The organism is Nocardiopsis moroccensis, assembly GCF_055763695.1.
The window spans coordinates 1,801,445-1,819,113 of sequence record NZ_CP199747.1 but is presented as its reverse complement, the minus strand read 5'-3'; the positions used below and the strand labels follow the sequence as shown (position 1 = coordinate 1,819,113).

Below are 17,669 nucleotides of genomic sequence, written 5' to 3'. Positions count from 1 at the left end.
CGCTACCGGGCGTTGTGGGCGTGATCCCACTTGTGGTCGTTGGTCGCCGTCTGCTCCCGCAACCGCGCCAACTGATCCCTGTGAATCTGCTCAACCAGTGGCCGCAACTGCACCGACGACTCCGCGATGCTGCCCTGCCCCTGCGCGATCCCCGTGATGAACTCACCGATGCGCGGGTCCAGCGGCTGCTCCTGCAACGTCGACACCGCGAGGTTGTTGATGCCGCGCGCCACCGCGTCCAACGCCTGCGGTAGGGCATCCAGCCCCTCCACGTAGGCCAACATGCCCTCCTCGTTGTAAGCCGACAGAGCAGCGGCCAGCTCGTGCGCGGCCACCATGACCCTGTGGTGCGAAGTCCCAGACATACGACGTGCCCTCTCTCCTCCCGGCGTCTGGCCGGGGTTGGTGCCGGGCTCGAACCCGGACTTGTACTTGTCTTCCTCCTGGTCGCGCCGCCCCTTCAACAGCAGCTCCGACCACGCGCCCGCCAGATACGTCCCGGCGCGTTTGATGTGCGGGGCGGCGTGACGCCACGACCCCCGAGTGAGCGCCCACAGACCCGCGCCCAGAGCGCCCACACCGGCTCCGAGGAGCGCGCCGGCCCGCCACGTGCGGATCAGGGCACGGCCGCCACGGGTGCGGGCCAGGCGGGTTCGGGCGGCTCGGGCCATGCGCGCGGCGCGGGACGGACGCGCGGACGTGCCACGGGAACCACCGGTGGGGCCGTTGATCGCCCGCCGTGCCCGGTTGGCGTTGGCGCGCTCCCTGCCGGTGAGCCCGTCCCCACCGACCCGGCCACCCCTGCGGCCACCGGTGGCGCCGCGGCCCCTACCGCTACCGCCCGGGGGGTTCTTGCGCTTCGCGGTTTTGACACCGGTAGCGCGCGGGCCGAGACCACCATGCGAACGGCCGTGTGCCGGGCCACCGATGCGGCGGCGACCGGTAGCGGAACCGCCACCCCTACCCCCACCGGAACGGCCGCCGGACCACCCGGCACGGCTACCGGTACCGCCAGGGCGGGGGGCGCCACCGCGCCGCCCCGAGTAGCCACCAGCCACACCACTACCGGCCCCCGACCTGCGAGTAGCGGCCTTCCGTCCCGCCACCGCACCCGAAGCCACCGCACCAGACCTACGGCCACGCGCCGCAGCCGAACCGGCCGAGGAGCGAGCGGGGAGCCCACCGGACCGCTTCGCAGTAGTGACCGAAGACCGCGCTACCCGGGACGCACGGGCCATACCGACCCGCGACGATCGCCACCGACGGCGGGCCAGTAGCGCCCCACCGGCCGCCACCGCCGCACCACCAGCGACCAGCCCGAGCGGGCCCGCCGCAGCGAACAGCGCGGCAGACCCAGCAGACAGAGCAGACGTGGACACCCCCGCTACCGGCACCAACCCCACCGAGGCGCTACCGAAATCGGTACTGGTAGGGGTGGTAGTAGCGGTATCGGTAGTACCGGTGGCGGTAGCTTCCGGGACGATTTCAGTAGCGGGGATCTCGCTCATCCGGTCTTCTCGCTCTCGGTGCGCAGCATCTGGTGCAGCGGGTGCGCCTTGCCCATGCCAACCCCGAGCGCCTGCCGGAAGCTGTTCAGCGACATCCCAGGCTCGTAGACCTCGCGGGCCTTGGCCTCCAGCTCGGCGGGCGACCGGCGAGGCTTCATCGGCGTCACATTCGACGACTCCACCGCCGCCCCACGCACCGCAACCTCAGCCGCAGGCGCAGACACCTCCACGACCGTGGCCGCCGACCCGGGCCGCTTCAAGTTCATCCTGGCCAGCGATGGGGCATCCTTCATCGGCTCCGCCTTGGTGACCGCGTCGTCGATGACTCCGATCAGGAACGCCGTCATCGCAGCACCCACCGGGCCAATCGAGTGCGCGACCAGAGCGACGACCGCGGCGAACGTCCCCGCTTCAGGCCAGTGGCCGGCAGCATTCAACGCGATCGACGTCGCCAGCGCTGACCACTCCGCTGCGGTGGCCCGCCAGTCGAGGTCGCCTCCGGAGGAGCGGAGCACGGCGCGCACGATGATGATGCCCGCGACGATCGTGATCAGCGCCGGCTCGATGCCCCACGCCGTCCACCACATCGCAGACCCGGAGGTCACCTGGAGGAGGTGGGTGAACCCGTAGTGCACGCCCGTGGTGGACCAGGCAGCGAACGCCAGCAGAACCGGCACGAGCACGAGCAGCGAGGTGCGGCGCACCTTCTCTACCCGCATCGCGCGCATCTCCGCGGACTGGTGAATCTGGGTGCGCACCCGCGCCCGCTCTCCGGATACCGACGCACGCCGGTACAGGTCCGCGAGTGTGGCCTCCTCGTAGTGGTCCCGGTTCTCCTCCTGGCGTGAACGCCGGTCCCGGCGAGATTCCGCGCGGGCTGCGGACTTTGCCAGCTCGTAGCTCACCCGGGCTCGGAGACGGGCCACGGCGTCCGTGCGCTTCAGTTCGGAGAGGGATCTGCGCAGGGACAGCCGCCGCTCCAGGTCCTCAACGGGACCCGGCGGACGGGTTTCCTCAGTCGGGGTTTCCTGTGTCATGGTGGTGTCTCTCCTGCTCGTCTGTGATCGTCGTGTGGGGGCCGAGGCCCGCCCGGTTCGGCAAACTCGGGGCGGGCCTCACGTGTGTCAGAACGACAGCTTCTGGATGACCTCAGTGATCGCCGCGGGAATGTCGCCCTCCGCCGCAGGGTGAACAGTCACGACGTGGGAGTCGTCATAGGCGGGCTTGGCGCGCACCACCCACCGGACCTCTGACGGCTCCCAGAAAACCTGCCCCTTCAGCAGCCCGCCATGGGCGAGCCACATCACGGTCCGAGAGTGCGGGCCGGACGGCGAGTGCGGGTGCACGGTCACCTCGGGGTGGTTGGCGATGATCTGCTTCAGCTGGAGCTCCAGCTGGGACGGGCCAGTAGCGCGGGCACGGATGCGCGGCATCGGGTTCTCCTCAAGGGGTTGTGGGATGGTCGTCCGCGGGTGACTACCGGCGCCACCACGGCACGTGCTTCTCGGCCTCGGCAACCGCCTGGTTCGCGGCGAGGTAGGCGTCGGTCTCGTAGTGGCGGCCGGCCGCCTGGTCCGCTGCGGTGACCTTCTCCAGGCGGGCCTTGGCGGACTTCAGGGCCTTCGCGGCATCAGACATGGTGTGCTCCTCAGGGGTTGGTGCACCGGATGGTCCCCGCACCGCCCGGACGGGCCGGGCAGCACAGGGGCCAGCGGGTCAACGGGCCTCAGAGCCAGCGATCCACGCCCACCCGACCGCGCAGATGGCGACACCGAGGACAACCCCGAACGCGGTCCCGAAAGGGTGCGCGGCCACGAAATCGATGAAGGTCACCGCTGGACCTCCAGCGCCTTGTAGCTGACCACCGTCGTCGGGCCCTCATGCCCGGCCGCGCGGAGCTGCTCGACGACCAGACCAACGAAGAACTCCCTCAGTTGGTCCTGGTCCATCAGGGACTCGTCGACATGGATGTCCTGGTCGCGGTCGGCCCCGTACACGGTGCCGTCGGGGGTGGTGACGTGCACGGTGGCCTTGCACCGGTAGGTGGTGCTCATCGGGTCACCTCCACACCGGTCTCAGCCGTGTGCGTGGCGACGGTGACCACAGGGGTGCGCTGACGGGTCAGATACACAGCGGCGACGACCAGAAGGGCCGCGGCGGCCAGAAGAGTCCACGCGGTGGGGGAGAGGGACGCCAGCAAGTCCACGAAGGACTGGAGGGTCAGGGGTGCCGCCGAAGGGGCGGCGGAAGATACGCTGTTCACAGCTCGACTCCTGCTCAGATCAGGTGATCGGGTTAGCCCTCGGGTTGGTGTTCCACCACCACCCGGGGGCGTTTTGCGTTCTAGGCCCTGGAGTCATCTGGAGTGGATCTGGAGTGGACTACCTCCACTCGCCTACATCCGACTCCACCCAGTGACACTCAACGGTGCCTCTGAACTGGGGTTTCGCTGATCAGCTGGGGTGCGTAGACCGTCTATCTCTTCTTCGGGCAGAGCGAGATCGGTCCGCTGGCCACCGTGCTGCGTCCCGAGGAGCACGCGGACCGGCCCGCCTCGGCGGGGCGTTCGGCGCTCTTCGTGGAACTGCGGGTGGTGGACGACAAGGGCGCGGACGTCCCGCCGGGCGAGCTCGGCGAGGTGGTGTACCGGTCGCCGCAACTGTGCCTGGGCTACTGGGACAAGCCCGAGGAGACCGAGGAGGCCTTCCGCGGTGGCTGGTTCCACTCCGGCGACCTGGTCCGCGCGGACTCCGAGGGCTACATCGAGGTGGTGGATCGGATCAAGGACGTCATCAACACCGGCGGTGTGCTGGTGGCCTCCCGGGAGATCGAGGACGTGCTGTTCGCCCACCCCGGGGTGGCCGAGGCGGCAGTGATCGGTACCCCCGACGAGAAGTGGATCGAGGCGGTGACGGCCTGCGTGGTGCCCGTCCCCGGCACCGACACCGACGCGCTCCCGGAGCTGCTGGTCGAGTACGTGCGCGAGCGCCTGGCCCCGTTCAAGGTGCCCAAGGCGGTGCGGGTGGTCGCCGAACTGCCCCGCAACGCCTCCGGCAAGATCCTCAAACGCGAACTCCGGGATCGTACCGCCTGAGCGGCCGCAGCTTTGGAGCGTGTCTCAACCCTGGTCCGTCGTTCCGCCCGTGTCGACCCGGACCTCGGCGCCGTAGCGGCGGGCCAGGGCGTGGAAGCCCTCCTTGGGTTCCCAATGGCCGTCGTCGGGGGACAGCCCCGACTCCAGACTCGGCGGGCGCACGATCCCGAAGCCGGCCATGTCGCAGTCGCGGGAGGGGTCGGGGGAGTACCGGCAGTCGCCCTCGACGAACATGCACAGGAACGCCCCGTGCACGTCCTCGGTCTCGTACACGTCGAGCAGCCTCTCGATCGTGTCGGCCTGCACGCTCTCGTCGCGGACCAGGCCGCCGCGCACCCGGCGGTCGTCCAGGTCGCGCCAGTCCAGGGGATCGCCGCCGGAGCCGCCCCTGGTCTCGGCGCCCCGGTAGGAGCAGCAGCCGAACTCGGTGACCACCACCGGTCTGCCCCACCGGCCCAGGCTCCTCAGCCCCTGGCGGTAGGAGCTCCGGGTGAGCTCGTCCAGGTAGTAGTCCACCCCGATGATGTCGAAGGGCGTCCAGTCCACGGTCTCCCAGGTGCCCGAGCCGTAGGTGAGCGGACCGGGGAAGTGCTTCCGCGCGGTGGCCGCCAGGCGGCCCAGCAACCGGTTGAGCCTGCGGTTGTAGTAGGAGGGGAACAGGCCGAACACGTACAGGGCGCGCGCTCGTTGGCCCATGTCCCGTCCGGGGAGGATGCCCCGGTTGAGGACGGTCAGTTCGCAGCCCACGTTGAGCACGATCCGGCCGGGGTACCCGGCGGCGAGCCGTCCGGCGAGCTCGGCGGCACGCCCCACGTGGTCGATGATCTCGTCGTGTCCGGCGTCCAGGGAACGGGGCTGCAGCCACACGTCCAGGCCCTGCTCCAGGGCGAGGCGACAGGCCTGCTCCAGGCGGTCCAGGTCGTGGCCGAACAGGGACACGGCCGTGCAGTGCAGGTCCTCGTGGATGACGCGCATCTCCTCGCGGACCGCCTCGGGGTTCCATCGTTCACGCGAGTTCTGGCCGGGCACGTAGCTGGAGCCGACGTCGTACATGATGCCGCGCACGGGGATGCGTCGGCGCGGTAGGGCGTCCTGCGAGGCCGGGGCCCGTGTGAGTTCGGGGCGGGCGGCGACCAGGAGGCGGATCACCAGGTAGGCGGCCAGGCCGGTGCCCACGTTCATTCCCAGGCTCCAGAGCGGGGCGCTCGTGGTGAAGGTGAAGTCGGTGTGGCTCAGTACGAGGGCGGTGCCGGTCATGGCCAGGCGGGCTCCCAGCCCGGCCCAGATTCCGCCGGTCGTCATCCGCAGCAGTCCGAAGAAGACGCCCGCCAGCGTGAGGTCGAACAGCGCCTCGGTGTGGCCCAGCGCCAGGGAGACCGATCCGGCGAAGAGGAGGGCCTGGACCACGGCCGTGATCAGTGGGGAGAGGTGGGAGCCCAGCAGGTGTTGGACGTAGCCGCGGAAGATCAGCTCCTCGGGCAGAATCTGCGCGGTCAGTACCAGGGGGAGCAGTAGCAGGGCGGTCAGAGCTGCTGGGGCCAGGGCGGCGGGGTCGAGGGTGGCGTTGCCGGTGAGTAGGGCTCCGGACACGATCAGAGTGGTCACGACCCCGCAGGTCAGGGTGCTGACGACCAGTGGGAGCCAGGACCGGCCGTGGGTGGCCGGGCCGAGCGCTGCCAGGGTGGTGCCTTTGGCGTGGCACAACAGCCGGACCAGGGGCAGGAGGACCAGGAGGAAGACGGCCGAGTGCACCGCCAGTCCCAGGGGTTGTGAGGGGTCGGCGCCCAGGGAGTGGGCCAGGGCCTGCGCGGCCGCGGTGACCAGGGTGAAGGTGAGAACCAGCAACCCGATCCGGGCCAGGTGGCCGCGCAGTCGAGTCGGTTCGGGCTGCGACATGGGACTCCTCAAGAACTCCGTACACTGTTCGATGAAGGTAGAACGGTGTACGGAGTTTTGGCAAGGGGGAGCCGAATGGGCAGTACACGCAAGGGCATCGAGGCCACCCTGGACCTGCTGTGGGCCGGGCTCGGACAGCCCCGACGCGGTCCCCGCCACCAGCTCACCGTGGAACGTGTGGTCGAGGCGGCCACGGCCGTCGCCGAGGCCGAGGGGGTCGAGGCGCTGTCCATGCGCAGGGTCGCCGCCCGCCTTGGGGTCGGCGCCGCCACCCTGTACACCTACGTACCGGACAAGGCCGCCCTGCTGGCCCTGATGGTCGACGAGATGGTCGGGCAGGCGCCCCTGCCGCACACCCGCCCCGGCACCTGGCGGGAGAAAGTCGAGGCCTGGGCGCGCGAGGACCTGGCCTCCTTCCGGGAACACCCGTGGTTGGCCGGGGTCGTCACCGGCCCGTTCGTGGGCCCCAACGGCTTCGCCTGGACCGACTCCGCCATCCGGGTCTTCGACGGCACCGGCCTGAGCGCCGAGGAGGCCCTCGCGGTGGTGGAGGCCGTCGACGGCCTGGTCCACGGCCACCTCGCCAAGGTGGTCGCGGCCGACCGCGCCGAACGCTGGACCCTCCCCGACGGGCGCTCGTTCGCCACCGTGCAGGAGAGCTACCTGACCACCCGCTGGATCAGTTCGGGCCGTTTCCCCGCCATCGAACGCCTGGCCGCGCCCCTGGCGCCGGCGGAGGTCTTCGAGAGGGCCCTGGCCTGGCTGCTCGACGGGGTCGAACGCAGGATCGCCGAGATCCGGGCCGCCCGGAACGACGCCCGGGGCTGAGCGGTCAGCCCGTCAGCATCCGGGGAACGACGTAGACGAGTGAGTAGGCTTCGTAGACCGCGCCGATGACCAACAGCGCCAGTGCGGGCAGGCTCAGCCAACCGAACCGCCGCAACCCGCGCGCGTAGCCCTGACGGCGGTTGGGGGCGCCGACCGTCGCGGGGCGCAGCCAGGCCCTTCCGAGGACGTAGGAGCCGAGCGAGAGCAGAATGTAGGCCTGGAACTCGATGACCATCGTCGGGGAGTGCGGAACGAGGACCGTCGCCATGGTCTCGTCGACCGGAGCGAGGATCACGCCGCTCTCGAACGTCTTGTGGACGAGCAGGGCGATCCCGACGAAGGGCACGACCAGCGAGGGCAGCAGGATCTTCAGCACGCCGACCGTCAGCACGTTGACCGCGAGGATGGTCAGGGCGAAGAGCCAGACGTTCCCGAGCAACGACACCACCAGGTCCGCCGTTCCGTCGTCCTCCTGACCGGTGACCAGCGCCGAGGTCAGTTCGGGGAAGAGCAGCCCCACCGCCAGACCGGCCAGGAGCACGCCGTACACGATCGCGTTCAGCGCGAGGTAGGCACCGAGGTCGGCGCGGATGATCCGGAAGGGTTCGCGAAGGATGCGCATGGGTCCTGCTCCGTGGTCGAGAGAGGTGGCGGGCCGCTCGGGCCCCTTCGCTCGACATTGCGCACCATGACCTCGGGGCAGAGTCAAGCCCGGGGCGGACACTTGACCCTGCCCCCGGGGCAGGGTGTGGACTGTGCGTGGAGTGCGGGACCCCGTACCGGCTGTGCAGGAGGAGGCAGTACGTGGCGTGGAGTACGCAGCAGGTCGCCGAACTCGCCGGGACCACGGTCAAGGCCGTCCGGTACTACCACCGGATCGGGTTGCTGGACGTGCCGAAGCGGGCTGCCAACGGCTACAAGCAGTACGAGGTACCGCACCTGGTCCGGTTGCTCCAGATCAGGCGTCTGAGTGATCTGGGGGTCCCGCTGTCGGAAGTGGCGTCCATGGAGCGGGCGGACGAGCAGCCGGACGAGGCGATCCGCGTGCTGGACCGGGAACTGGAGGCGACGGTCAACCGGCTCAACCGGGTCCGGGAGGAACTGGCCCTCATCCTGCGCCACCGCGCGCCCGCGTACGTTCCGCCGGAGTTCGCGCAGATCTCCGGCGACCTCTCCGAGCGGCAGCGGTCCCTGCTGATGGTCTTCTCGACCGTGCTCAGCGAGGACTCCGTCGAGAGGTTCCGCGATCTGATCAGTGAACCCGACGAGACGGACGAGGAGTTCGAGGCCCTGCCGCCGGATGCCGACGACGCCGTGATCGAAAGTCTCGCCGAACGCATACTGCCGATCGTTCTCCGAGGCCGGGAGGAGAATCCATGGTCGCGGGCCCCGACGCTGGACGCGCCGTGTGGCGCGGAGCACGCCGCACAGACGATGGCCGAGGCTGTCGTGCAGTTGTACAACACCGCGCAGCTACGCGTGCTGAAGCGGTTGAACGAACTCCTCACGGAAGAGGCCTCGGCCGCGACCGGCGACGTGCCCTGACGGGTGCCGGGGCGCGTCGACGCCGTGGCGGTCAGGCCCCCAGGTGCTCGCCCAGGGCGGTGAGCAGCCGGTCGACGTCCTCTTCCGACACATACGGTGCCATACCCACGCGTAGTCCGGCGTCGTCGTCCAGACCCAGCCGGGCGAAGGCCTCCTGGGCGTAGAAGCTCCCGGCCGGAGCCAGGACGTCCCGTTCCGCCAGGGCCCGGGAGACGTCCAGGCTGCGCCGACCGGGGAAGGCCATGAACAGGGTCGGAGTGCGCTCGGCCGCCATCGAAAGCAGGACGACGTCCTCACCGAGGCTGGCCAGCCCCGACTCCACCCGCTTGCGCAGGGCGTGTTCGTGTTCGGCAATCGCCTCCTGCGCGGCGACCAGGCGCGCCCGCCTCGACGAACCGCCGGGGGCCAGGTCCGCGAGCACCTCCACCGCCTCGGTCGCCCCGGCCATGGTCTCGTAGGGCAGGGTGCCGAACTCGAACCGCTCCGGCACCTCGTTCGTGGAGGGCAGCAGCTTGTCCGGGGTGATCGACTCCAACAGCGCGGGGGAGGCGGCCAGCACCGCGCAGTGCGGGCCGAGGAACTTGTACGGGGAACACACGAGGAAGTCGGCGCCCAGTTCCCCCGCGTCCACGGTCTCGTGTGCCGCGAAGTGCACGGCGTCCACGTACACGAGCGCCCCCACCGCGTGGGCGCGGTCGGCGATGACACGCACCGGAGGCTTGGTGCCGAGCAGGTTGGAGGCGGCGGTCACCGCCACCAGCCGGGTGCGCTCGTTGACCACCTCGTCCAGGTCGGACAGGTCCGGTTCGGCCGTGTCCGGGTCCAGGTCGATCCACCGCACCGCCGCGCCCGCCCGCTCGGCCGCCTGGATCCAGGGCCGCACGTTCGCGTCGTGGTCCAGCCGGGTCACGACGACCTCGTCGCCGGGGCCCCATCCCCCGGCCAGGTGCCGGGAGAAGTCGTAGGTCAACTGGGTGGCGCTGCGCCCGTAGACGATCCCCGAGGGGTCGGCGCCCAGCAGGTCGGCGTAGGCGCTCCGGAAGGAACGGACGGCCTCCTCCGCGTTGGTCTGTGAGACCAGACCGGCGCCCCGGATGGACAGGGGGCCGGTGAGGGTCCGGGCGATCGCCTCTCCCACCCGCGCGGGGGTCTGGGTTCCCCCGGGGCCGTCGAAGTGCGCGATACCGGACTTCAACGAGGGGAAGCCGGACCGGAACGAGTCGAGGTCGAACTGGGGCATGGGGCTCCTTCGCTACCGAGGGCGTTCGCCGACCACGATCGCACACGCCCGGCCTCGCCCGGGAGGCCCGGGAGGAGGAGCGGTGAAATGGTCGTGGTGGTGACCAGGCCAGGGCAGGGGCCCGGACACTCACCCCTGGAGGGAGCCCACCAACCCGGCGGCCAGGTGCGCCCGTTCCACCATGGCGTCGACCACCAGGTACTCGTGGTCGGCGTGCGCGCCGCCGCCGACCGCTCCCAGGCCGTCCAGGGTCGGCACCCCGAGCGCCGCCGTGAAGTTGCCGTCGCTGCCACCGCCGACCGCCACGCCGCCGACCCCGGGCAACAGCCGCTGGGCCTGTGCCAGCAGTCCCTCCGCCACGGCCGCGGGCATCGGCGGCCGGTTGACCGAACCCGTCACCGCGGCCCTGGCCCCCTCCAGATGTGGGGCCAGAGTCGCGAACGCCGCCTCGACCCGTCGGCGTTCCTCGTCCGTCTCGACCCGCACGTCCACGGTGACGACCGCCTCCGCCGGGACCACGTTGTCCGTGGTCCCGGCCGCGGCCACCGTCGGCGTCACGGTCGTCCCGACCTCCGGGCGGTTCAGCGCCGCGATGTCCAACACCTGGTGGGCCGCCTCCACCAGCGCGTTCACCCCGGCCTCGGGTTCCAGCCCGGCGTGCGAGGCGCGGCCCCGCACGGAGACCTCGAAGGTGCCGCACCCCTTCCGGGCGATCTTGAGGTGTCCGCCCTCGGCCGCACCCTCGAACACCAGTACCGCGCCGCACGCGCGGGCCCGCTCCTCGATCAGCGCCCGCGAGTGGTGCGAGCCGACCTCCTCGTCGGCTGTCACCAGGACCTCCACCCCCGCCAGGTCCTCCAGCGTCGCCAGACCGTGTACGGCCTGCACCAGCCCGCCGAGCATGTCGTACACCCCGGGGCCGGTGGCGTGTCCCCCCGCCACCCGGAACGGGCGCCGCTCCAACGTGCCCAACGGGAACACCGTGTCGTGGTGGCCCAGCACCAGTACCCGGGGCTCACCCCCGCCCGACCAGTGCACGTGCGGCCCGGCCGGGCTCTCCACCAGGGCGGCCCGCCCGCCCAGCCGCCTCTCGACCAGCGCGGTCACCGCCCCGGCCGACCCCTTCAGGGACTCCACGTCGCGGGAGGGGGACTCGGTCTCCACGAGCGTCCGCAGGTCTTCCAACATCGCGTCGACGCTCGCGCCGCCGTCTTCGTGCTTCACCATGCCGCAAGGCTAACGGTGTTCGCCCTCAGTCGATCGGCAGCGGGGAACTGGGTTTGGTGACGCTGATGGCGAAGGTCGTCTCGATCGAGGAGACCGCCGGGATCGCACGCAGTTCGGTGCGCATCAGCTCCTCGTAGGCGGCGAACGAACGGGAAGCGACCTTCAGCAGGTAGTCGTGGTCACCCGCCAGCAGATAGGCCTCGGTGACCTCCGGGATCGCCCGGATGGCCTCCTCCACCCGCTCCACCACACCGGTGCCGTGCGAGTCCAGGCGCAGCCGCACGAACGCGGTGATGTCGAGCCCGACCGAGGCCGGGTCGACCACCGCCGTGTACCGGTCCAGCACACCGGACTGCTCCAACCTCCGCACCCGGCGCAGACAGGGGGAGGGGGACAGGCCCACCCGGTCGGCCAGGTCCTGGTTACTGATCCGCCCGTCACTCTGAAGCTCGTGCAGAATCCGCAGATCGATCTCGTCCAGTCCTTGCATGTGGCAGATCCTGCCAAACCAACCTCCTGTGGAGCAATAATTAGCAATCGTCAGCCCCTTCTGTCCCCGTACCTTCGCTTCTATGAGCAGACCTACCGGGGCGACCCCCGCGCTCGCCCTCGGGCTGACGGCGATGGCGGCGACCGTGGTGCTGTGGGCCGGGTTCGCCCTGAGCATCCGCGGGATCGGCGCCTCCGACCTCACAGCCCTGGACACCGCCTTCCTCCGTTTCCTGACCCCGCTGGTCGTACTCGCCCCCTGGATCCCCCGCGCCCTGCGGCGGGTGCGCCACGAACGCGGGGGAGTCCTGGCGGCGCTCTGCGTCGGCGCCGGACTCCCGTACTTCCTCATCGCCGCCTGGGGCGGTTCACTGACCAGCGCCGCCCTCGTGGGGATCGTGATCCCCGGCACGGTGCCGCTGTTCGTCACCGTGCTCGCGTTCGGACTCTGGCGCACCCGGGCCCGACCCGCCCAACTGGGCGCGCTCGTGCTGATCGTCCTGGGTGTGGCGGTGACCGTGGTGGCCGCCGTCTCCCCGGACCAGGTCACCGGGGTCGCGGTCCTGCTCTGCGCGGGACTGGTGTGGTCGGTGTACACCCTGGCTCTGCGGGAGACCACACTCGACCCCGTCAGTGCCGCGATCGTGCTCTGCGCCCCCTCCGCCCTGCTGTCCGGGATGCCGATCCTGCTGCGCCTGGTGCCCTCCTCCCTGACCGGCGGCGCCACCCGTGACGTCCTGATCTTCATCGCGGTCCAGGGCATCGGCGTCGGTGTGCTCGCCGCCCTGTGCTACGCCACCGCCATCCGCGTGCTCGGCGGTCCGGTAGCCGCCACCCTGGGCGCGTTGAGCCCGGTCCTCACCCTCATCGTCGCCGCACCGCTGTTCGGCGAGCCCGTCACCGTCGCGACCACGGCCACCCTGCTGCTGGTGCTGACCGGGGTGGTCGCCTTCAACCTCCTCGCCGCCCGGCCCGTCCCGCCCACCGCCGAAGCCGCGGACCGACGCCCCGAACTGGAGCCCTCATGCTGATGCCGTCCCTGCGGGAACCACGCACCGACCCCCTCTGGCAGCTCACCGCCGCCTGCGACGCCGACCGGCGCCCGAACCGGCTCGACCTCATCGTCGGCGTCTACCGGGACGACACCGGCACCTCGCCCGTCTTCGGCGCCGTCGCCGAGGCCGAACGCCGCCTCGCCGAACGCTCCCCCTCCAAGGAGTACCTGGGACCCGCCGGAAACCGCGCCTTCACCGGTGCGCTCACCGAGCTGCTCCTGCCCTCCGACAGGGTCCGTGAGCGCACGCTCGCGATCCAGTCGGTCGCCGGCACCGGCGCCCTGCGCCTCCTGGCGGAACTGCTGGCCGAGACCGGCCCCGACCGGACCGTGTACCTGGGCACGCCCGCCTACCTCAACCACCGCACCATCCTCACCACGGCCGGGCTGCGTGTCCGCGAGTACCCGATGCTGCTGGCCGACGGCCGCCCCGATCCCGACGCGGCGCTGGAGGCGATCGCCACCGCCACCCCCGGGGACGTGCTCATGATCCAGGGGTGCTGTCACAACCCCACCGGCACCGCGATGCCGACGGAGCGCTGGGAGGAGCTCGCCCGCGCCATGCTCGCCCGCGGGGTGGTCCCGTTCGTCGACCAGGCCTACTTCGGTCTGGGGGACGGGCTCGAAGCCGACCTCGAGGGCATGCGGCGGATGCTCGACCTGCTGCCCGAGGCGGTCGTCGCGGTCAGCGCCTCCAAGGCGTGGGGCCTGTACAACGAACGCACCGGCTGCGCCGTCGTCGTCTCCGACGACCCCATCCGCAGGGCGCACGCCTACGGCATCCTGGAGACGGTCGCCCGGGCCGGTTACTCCCAGCCCCCGGACCACGGAGCACGGATCATCCACGAGATCCTCCGGGACCCCGGACTGCACACGGACTGGCTGACCGAACTGGAGGGTATGCGCGAGCGCCTGGGAACCCTGCGCGGCGGTCTGGCCGACGCCCTCGCCCACCGGACCGGAACGACGGTGTTCGAACCGCTCCGCGAACAGCGGGGGATGTTCCTGCGACTGCCCCTGGCCGAACCGGACATGGGCCGGCTGCGCGAGGAACACGCGATCCACGGCCTGCCCTCCGGACGGATCAACCTGGCCGGGGTCCCCACCCACCGCCTCGACCACCTCGCCGACGCGATCGCCCGCGTCCACAGGGTTTCCGAGCAGGCCGCCCGACCCCTGCCGGTGGGGTGGGCGACCGCACGGTGACGCCCGCCCGGGCTCCGGGCGGGGCCGGGGTTCAGGAGCGGTCGGCGCTCGCGCCGGAGGGCGGTTCGTCCGGTCCCGGCCCGGTCCCGGCCCGCTCCGGTTCCTCCGCGCCGTCCGCTGCCGGGGAGTCCTCCGGTTGCGTAGTACCCGGGCGGTTGCGCAGGAGCGCGGCGAGTACCGCAGCGATCGGGGTGGCCAGGAACAGGCCCGTGACCCCGCCCAGGATCCCGCCGACCGTGAGAACGACCAGCACGACGGCCGAGGGCAGCTCCAGCGCCTGGCCGTAGATCCGCGGCGCGAACACGTTGCTCTCCAACTGCTGCACGATGATCACCGCGACCAGTACCACCAGGGCCACGATCCAGTTCTCGGTCACCAGAGCCACCAGAACGGCCAGGAGACCGCTGAGGAACGCGCCGATGATCGGCAGGAACGCGCCCACGAAGGTGAGCACGATCAGCGGGATCGCCAGAGCGGTGTCGATGAGCAGGAGCAGCACGATACCGATGCCCACCGCGTCGAAGACACCCACCAGGGCCACCCCGCGCACGTAGCTGCCCATCACCCGGTAGGAGACCTGTGCGCCGTGGCGCAGACCCGGGCGGGAGCGGGGCGGCAGGAGGCTGGTGATCCAGTCCATGAGTTTGTCGCCCGAGTGTACGAAGTAGATGGTCAGGACGATGATCAGCACGATGCCGAGTACGACCCGGGTCACGGCGGTGGTCGCCGTCCACGCGCCGGTGAGGATCTGGTTGGTGTTCTCGGTGATCAGGGACTGGGTCTGGGCCCAGGCGCTGTCGATCGCCTCGGTGAGCAGCGCCGGGTTCAGGCCGAAGGGCAGGTCCATGGCCTGGAGTTGGGCGACGGCGCTGTTGACGCTGTCCACCAGGTCCTCGAAACCCGCGACGGCGGGGGTCACGATCAGGGTGATGGCCGCGCTGTAGACCACCAGCGCGATCAGCAGGGTGATGGCGGTGGAGGATCCCCGGCCCAGCCCCGAGCGTTTGATCGGGTTGGGGCGGCGCAGCCAGTTGGCCAGCGGCATGAGCAGCGCGGTGAGGAAGACCGCGATGATCAGCGGCAGGGTGACCACCGACAGGTAGGCGAGTGCGTAGACCACCAGGCCCGCCAGTACGCCGATGACCAGGATGCGCCAGGCGGTGTCGCTGACCGTGCGCAGCAGGTCGCCGGCGCGCGCGTCGTCCTGGGTTTCCGGGACCTGGGCCTCCGTGTCCCGGGGCTCCGGGGCCTCGTCGACGGGTTCGGTCTCCTTCCTTCGCGCACGGGCGCTCCGCGCGGCGTTCCACTTGTTCACAAGGGCGCCGACCCCTGGCCACTGGGCTTGCACATGGACTCCGATAACTGGGTGACACTGAGCTGGGCGCTACAGAGTCTGTCCGGATCGCCCGGCCCGGGCCAGGAGGTTCGCGGGCGAGTCCGAAATGGGCGTGTCGCGGGGTGATCAGGTGACGAAGTCCGACACGGCATGTTTTGTCGTGTCCGCCAGGAGGATCCGCCTCCGACGCGTTGCGGTCCTCGACCACCCGGTCGTGAACGACCCGGGGGCAGGTGGCCCGGGCCGCCCCCGCCAGGCCGCACACGCCCCGCCGGGGTGCGCGGCCTGACGCGGGCTACTCGGAGGGTTCGGGGACGGGCGGGCACTCGACGGTCGGGTTGACACCGAGGTAGTTCAGCGGACCGACGAAGACGGTCACCACTGTGCTGCCCAGCGTCGAACAGGAGGCCTCCGAGGTACGGAAGTAGCCGCGCTGGACGGCGGCGGCCAGGCCGATCGCCAACCAGAGCAGGACGAGTACCGAAAGGATGATGCTGGTGCGCACTGCTACCTCCTGGGGGTGGGGCGGTAGGTGGTCGTCGGGGTTCTCGGTACTGCGGGTTCCCCAGGGATCTTTACCCGCAGAGCCCCTTCCTCACCCGGTTTCCGGACCCCGGGGCGGTTCGGGGGCCGGCGCAGGGGCGTACCGGCTGCCTCACGTCCCCGAACCCGGTGCCTCCCGAGGGCCGAACCGCCACCGGGTGGCTCCGTGGCCGACGTCGCCGGTGGGGAAGGCGTAGCCGGTCCCGGGGACGATCCCGTACACCGCGTAGGGCGGAGGGCCGGCGGTCGGGGCGCCGTCGGGGCCGGTCAACAGGTCGCCCTCGGCGACCGGCGGCCACCCGTACACGACGGGGTAGGCCCCGGCCACCTCCTTCACCCGGCCCTCGTCCCGTATCCGCTCGACCCGCCCTTCGATCACCACGTCCAGGAGACCGGTGGACACCGCCAGGCTCACCCGGGGCGAGGCCGAGAGCAGCCGGGCCTTCTTCGTCCCGTCCCCGCAGGCGAAGTACGGCCGCCCGGCCACCCACACCGCCAGCAACGGACGGGTGTGCGGGGCTCCGTCCTCCTGGGGCAGGGTCAGCCAGTACGTCCCGCTCACCCCCGCCAGGTGGTCGAGCACCTCCTCCCAGGAACCGGGGGCGTCGTCGGTCAGGGCTTCGGTGCGGGGGTCGTGTGTGACCATGGCTCGGCCTTCCGGGGTCGTGTCCTGTGGTGCCGGTCACCCTAGTTTCCGGTGCCGACAGTCCCCTGACGTCTCTGCTCGCCAGGCTCGTACCCCGTTCGGCCACGGTGAGACGGAGACGCCGTCCGGGGAATACGAAAAAGGTTGCCGTGGCCTGGTTACTGGGTCAGTGAATTTGCTGTCAAATTGTTCCATCCGAAAGCAAATATGTCCTTTGCTTTTCCTGTTTTCCCGGGGAGGTGCGTGACCCTGGAAGGGGGATGTTTTGCCCTCCGCTGAGATTGTCTAGGGAGTTGTGCGCCATGAGCAGCATGCAGGGCGGACCGTCGCAGAACGATCCGCAGCAGCACGGGCCACAGCAGCAGGGGCCGCCGCAGTACGGGCCACCACAGTACGGTCCCCAGCAGTACGGACCGCCGCTGCATGGTGGCCCGCAGCAGTACGGTCCGCCGCCGCAGTACTGGCCTCCGCAGGCGGCCCCGCCGAAGAAGAGGAGGAAGTGGCCGTGGATCCTGCTGGCCGCCGCCGTGATCGTCCTGGGGATGTTCGCGTGTACCGCCGGAGGCGGTCAGGAGGCCGAGACCACTTCGGGTGGCGAGGAGAGCATCTACGGAGCGGGAGAGGAAGGCTCCGAGGAAGCCGCCGAAGGCGAGGAGACCGTCGGTGTCGGTGACACCGGTGAGGTGGGTGACTGGATGGTCACGGTGAACAGCACGGAGACCGCCGGTACGTTCGGCGGTGAGTTCACCGAGAAGCAGGCCCAGGGCGAGTTCGTCATCGTCGACCTGACGGTGGAGAACGGGGGCAGCGAGGCCACCACCTTCGACAGCAGCGCGCTCTCCCTGATCGACGCCGACGGGAACAGCCACTCCGCGAGCACCACCCTGGAAGCCGACTCGTTCTTCCTGGAACAGATCAACCCGGGGAACCAGGCCACGGGCAGGGCCGCCTTCGACGTCCCCGAAGGGACCGAGGCGGTGGCGCTGGAGGTGAGTGACATCTGGAGCATGGAAGCGCCGCTCGAGATCAGGCTCGACTGAACGCCGAGGATCCGGAC

At 70.7% G+C, this 17,669-nt stretch carries 19 protein-coding genes and 1 pseudogene; 6 read left to right on the top strand and 14 right to left on the bottom strand.

Going from position 1 to position 17,669, the window contains the following annotated elements; translation table 11 throughout:
- Positions 1 to 2 precede the first annotated feature (2 nt).
- The 6 genes from ACUKCB_RS07860 to ACUKCB_RS07835 all read right to left on the bottom strand — a co-directional run bounded on the left by ACUKCB_RS07860 (position 3) and on the right by ACUKCB_RS07835 (position 3,771).
- Positions 3 to 671, bottom strand: a complete 669-nt coding sequence (locus ACUKCB_RS07860; protein WP_473039827.1) for a hypothetical protein — start codon at positions 669 to 671, stop codon at positions 3 to 5.
- Between the two features lie 833 nt (positions 672 to 1,504).
- The gene (locus ACUKCB_RS07855) at positions 1,505 to 2,545 is read right to left on the bottom strand and encodes a hypothetical protein (RefSeq protein WP_473039826.1); all 1,041 of its coding nucleotides are present in this window, start codon (positions 2,543 to 2,545) and stop codon (positions 1,505 to 1,507) included.
- Between the two features lie 87 nt (positions 2,546 to 2,632).
- Positions 2,633 to 2,941: a hypothetical protein gene (locus ACUKCB_RS07850; protein WP_473039825.1), complete on the bottom strand. Its 309-nt coding sequence runs from the start codon at positions 2,939 to 2,941 to the stop codon at positions 2,633 to 2,635.
- Between the two features lie 43 nt (positions 2,942 to 2,984).
- Complete coding sequence (locus ACUKCB_RS07845; protein WP_473039824.1) at positions 2,985 to 3,146, bottom strand: hypothetical protein; 162 nt, start codon at positions 3,144 to 3,146, stop codon at positions 2,985 to 2,987.
- A gap of 191 nt (positions 3,147 to 3,337) precedes the next feature.
- A complete protein-coding gene (locus ACUKCB_RS07840; protein WP_473039823.1) occupies positions 3,338 to 3,562 on the bottom strand; it encodes a hypothetical protein in 225 nt (74 codons plus the stop codon).
- Entirely contained in the window at positions 3,559 to 3,771 is a 213-nt protein-coding gene (locus tag ACUKCB_RS07835; protein ID WP_473039822.1) for a hypothetical protein, read from the bottom strand. Before ACUKCB_RS07835 ends, ACUKCB_RS07840 begins: the two co-directional genes overlap by 4 nt.
- A 213-nt stretch (positions 3,772 to 3,984) precedes the next feature.
- Here ACUKCB_RS07835 and ACUKCB_RS07830 point away from each other — a divergent pair.
- Positions 3,985 to 4,602: pseudogene (locus ACUKCB_RS07830) on the top strand (AMP-binding enzyme); the annotation flags it as partial.
- Positions 4,603 to 4,626: 24 nt separating this feature from the next.
- On the opposite strand, the gene ACUKCB_RS07825 reads toward ACUKCB_RS07830, so the two are convergent.
- Entirely contained in the window at positions 4,627 to 6,498 is a 1,872-nt protein-coding gene (locus ACUKCB_RS07825) for a CPBP family glutamic-type intramembrane protease (RefSeq protein ID WP_473039821.1), read from the bottom strand.
- A gap of 75 nt (positions 6,499 to 6,573) precedes the next feature.
- On the opposite strand from ACUKCB_RS07825, the gene ACUKCB_RS07820 reads away from it, so the two are divergent.
- Complete coding sequence (locus ACUKCB_RS07820) at positions 6,574 to 7,326, top strand: TetR/AcrR family transcriptional regulator (protein WP_473039820.1); 753 nt, start codon at positions 6,574 to 6,576, stop codon at positions 7,324 to 7,326.
- Between the two features lie 4 nt (positions 7,327 to 7,330).
- Here the strand turns inward: ACUKCB_RS07820 and ACUKCB_RS07815 are convergent, their stop codons facing one another.
- Positions 7,331 to 7,948, bottom strand: coding sequence for a stage II sporulation protein M (locus tag ACUKCB_RS07815; protein WP_473039819.1), 618 nt, complete (start codon positions 7,946 to 7,948; stop codon positions 7,331 to 7,333).
- 182 nt (positions 7,949 to 8,130) lie between these two features.
- Between ACUKCB_RS07815 and ACUKCB_RS07810 the strand changes: the two genes are divergently transcribed.
- Positions 8,131 to 8,871, top strand: coding sequence for a MerR family transcriptional regulator (locus ACUKCB_RS07810; RefSeq protein ID WP_473039818.1), 741 nt, complete (start codon positions 8,131 to 8,133; stop codon positions 8,869 to 8,871).
- A gap of 31 nt (positions 8,872 to 8,902) precedes the next feature.
- On the opposite strand, the gene ACUKCB_RS07805 is transcribed toward ACUKCB_RS07810, so the two are convergent.
- The 3 genes from ACUKCB_RS07805 to ACUKCB_RS07795 form a co-directional block, all read right to left on the bottom strand.
- Positions 8,903 to 10,111 carry a cysteine desulfurase-like protein gene (locus ACUKCB_RS07805; protein WP_473039817.1) on the bottom strand — a complete coding sequence of 403 codons (1,209 nt, stop codon included), beginning with the start codon at positions 10,109 to 10,111 and terminating at the stop codon, positions 8,903 to 8,905.
- Positions 10,112 to 10,240: 129 nt separating this feature from the next.
- The gene (locus ACUKCB_RS07800; protein WP_473039816.1) at positions 10,241 to 11,338 is read right to left on the bottom strand and encodes a M20 family metallopeptidase; all 1,098 of its coding nucleotides are present in this window, start codon (positions 11,336 to 11,338) and stop codon (positions 10,241 to 10,243) included.
- Positions 11,339 to 11,363: 25 nt separating this feature from the next.
- On the bottom strand, positions 11,364 to 11,828 hold the full coding sequence (locus ACUKCB_RS07795) for an Lrp/AsnC family transcriptional regulator (RefSeq protein WP_452544588.1): 465 nt from the start codon (positions 11,826 to 11,828) through the stop codon (positions 11,364 to 11,366).
- Between the two features lie 82 nt (positions 11,829 to 11,910).
- Here ACUKCB_RS07795 and ACUKCB_RS07790 point away from each other — a divergent pair, with 82 nt between their 5' ends.
- Both ACUKCB_RS07790 and ACUKCB_RS07785 read left to right on the top strand, forming a co-directional pair.
- Entirely contained in the window at positions 11,911 to 12,858 is a 948-nt protein-coding gene (locus ACUKCB_RS07790; RefSeq protein ID WP_473039815.1) for a DMT family transporter, read from the top strand.
- Positions 12,852 to 14,087 carry an aromatic amino acid transaminase gene (locus ACUKCB_RS07785; protein WP_473039814.1) on the top strand — a complete coding sequence of 412 codons (1,236 nt, stop codon included), beginning with the start codon at positions 12,852 to 12,854 and terminating at the stop codon, positions 14,085 to 14,087. Before ACUKCB_RS07790 ends, ACUKCB_RS07785 begins: the two co-directional genes overlap by 7 nt.
- A gap of 31 nt (positions 14,088 to 14,118) precedes the next feature.
- Here ACUKCB_RS07785 and ACUKCB_RS07780 read toward each other — a convergent pair whose 3' ends face one another.
- The 3 genes from ACUKCB_RS07780 to ACUKCB_RS07770 all read right to left on the bottom strand — a co-directional run bounded on the left by ACUKCB_RS07780 (position 14,119) and on the right by ACUKCB_RS07770 (position 16,612).
- Positions 14,119 to 15,402, bottom strand: coding sequence for an AI-2E family transporter (locus ACUKCB_RS07780; protein ID WP_473039813.1), 1,284 nt, complete (start codon positions 15,400 to 15,402; stop codon positions 14,119 to 14,121).
- 316 nt (positions 15,403 to 15,718) lie between these two features.
- On the bottom strand, positions 15,719 to 15,928 hold the full coding sequence (locus tag ACUKCB_RS07775; RefSeq protein WP_473039812.1) for a hypothetical protein: 210 nt from the start codon (positions 15,926 to 15,928) through the stop codon (positions 15,719 to 15,721).
- Positions 15,929 to 16,078: 150 nt separating this feature from the next.
- On the bottom strand, positions 16,079 to 16,612 hold the full coding sequence (locus tag ACUKCB_RS07770) for a pyridoxamine 5'-phosphate oxidase family protein (RefSeq protein ID WP_473039811.1): 534 nt from the start codon (positions 16,610 to 16,612) through the stop codon (positions 16,079 to 16,081).
- A gap of 302 nt (positions 16,613 to 16,914) precedes the next feature.
- Between ACUKCB_RS07770 and ACUKCB_RS07765 the strand changes: the two genes are divergently transcribed.
- Entirely contained in the window at positions 16,915 to 17,652 is a 738-nt protein-coding gene (locus tag ACUKCB_RS07765; RefSeq protein ID WP_473039810.1) for a DUF4352 domain-containing protein, read from the top strand.
- Positions 17,653 to 17,669: the final 17 nt, after the last annotated feature.

Excerpts from the sequence above, each read along its gene's own strand:
- ACUKCB_RS07860 (WP_473039827.1), bottom strand. The coding sequence starts at position 671 with ATGGCCCGAGCCGCCCGAACCCGCCTGGCCCGCACCCGTGGCGGCCGT.
- ACUKCB_RS07855 (WP_473039826.1), bottom strand. The coding sequence starts at position 2,545 with ATGACACAGGAAACCCCGACTGAGGAAACCCGTCCGCCGGGTCCCGTT.
- ACUKCB_RS07850 (WP_473039825.1), bottom strand. The coding sequence starts at position 2,941 with ATGCCGCGCATCCGTGCCCGCGCTACTGGCCCGTCCCAGCTGGAGCTC.
- ACUKCB_RS07845 (WP_473039824.1), bottom strand. The coding sequence starts at position 3,146 with ATGTCTGATGCCGCGAAGGCCCTGAAGTCCGCCAAGGCCCGCCTGGAG.
- ACUKCB_RS07840 (WP_473039823.1), bottom strand. The coding sequence starts at position 3,562 with ATGAGCACCACCTACCGGTGCAAGGCCACCGTGCACGTCACCACCCCC.
- ACUKCB_RS07825 (WP_473039821.1), bottom strand. The coding sequence starts at position 6,498 with ATGTCGCAGCCCGAACCGACTCGACTGCGCGGCCACCTGGCCCGGATC.
- ACUKCB_RS07820 (WP_473039820.1), top strand. The coding sequence starts at position 6,574 with ATGGGCAGTACACGCAAGGGCATCGAGGCCACCCTGGACCTGCTGTGG.
- ACUKCB_RS07815 (WP_473039819.1), bottom strand. The coding sequence starts at position 7,948 with ATGCGCATCCTTCGCGAACCCTTCCGGATCATCCGCGCCGACCTCGGT.
- ACUKCB_RS07805 (WP_473039817.1), bottom strand. The coding sequence starts at position 10,111 with ATGCCCCAGTTCGACCTCGACTCGTTCCGGTCCGGCTTCCCCTCGTTG.
- ACUKCB_RS07800 (WP_473039816.1), bottom strand. The coding sequence starts at position 11,338 with ATGGTGAAGCACGAAGACGGCGGCGCGAGCGTCGACGCGATGTTGGAA.
- ACUKCB_RS07795 (WP_452544588.1), bottom strand. The coding sequence starts at position 11,828 with ATGCAAGGACTGGACGAGATCGATCTGCGGATTCTGCACGAGCTTCAG.
- ACUKCB_RS07790 (WP_473039815.1), top strand. The coding sequence starts at position 11,911 with ATGAGCAGACCTACCGGGGCGACCCCCGCGCTCGCCCTCGGGCTGACG.
- ACUKCB_RS07785 (WP_473039814.1), top strand. The coding sequence starts at position 12,852 with ATGCTGATGCCGTCCCTGCGGGAACCACGCACCGACCCCCTCTGGCAG.
- ACUKCB_RS07770 (WP_473039811.1), bottom strand. The coding sequence starts at position 16,612 with ATGGTCACACACGACCCCCGCACCGAAGCCCTGACCGACGACGCCCCC.
- ACUKCB_RS07765 (WP_473039810.1), top strand. The coding sequence starts at position 16,915 with ATGAGCAGCATGCAGGGCGGACCGTCGCAGAACGATCCGCAGCAGCAC.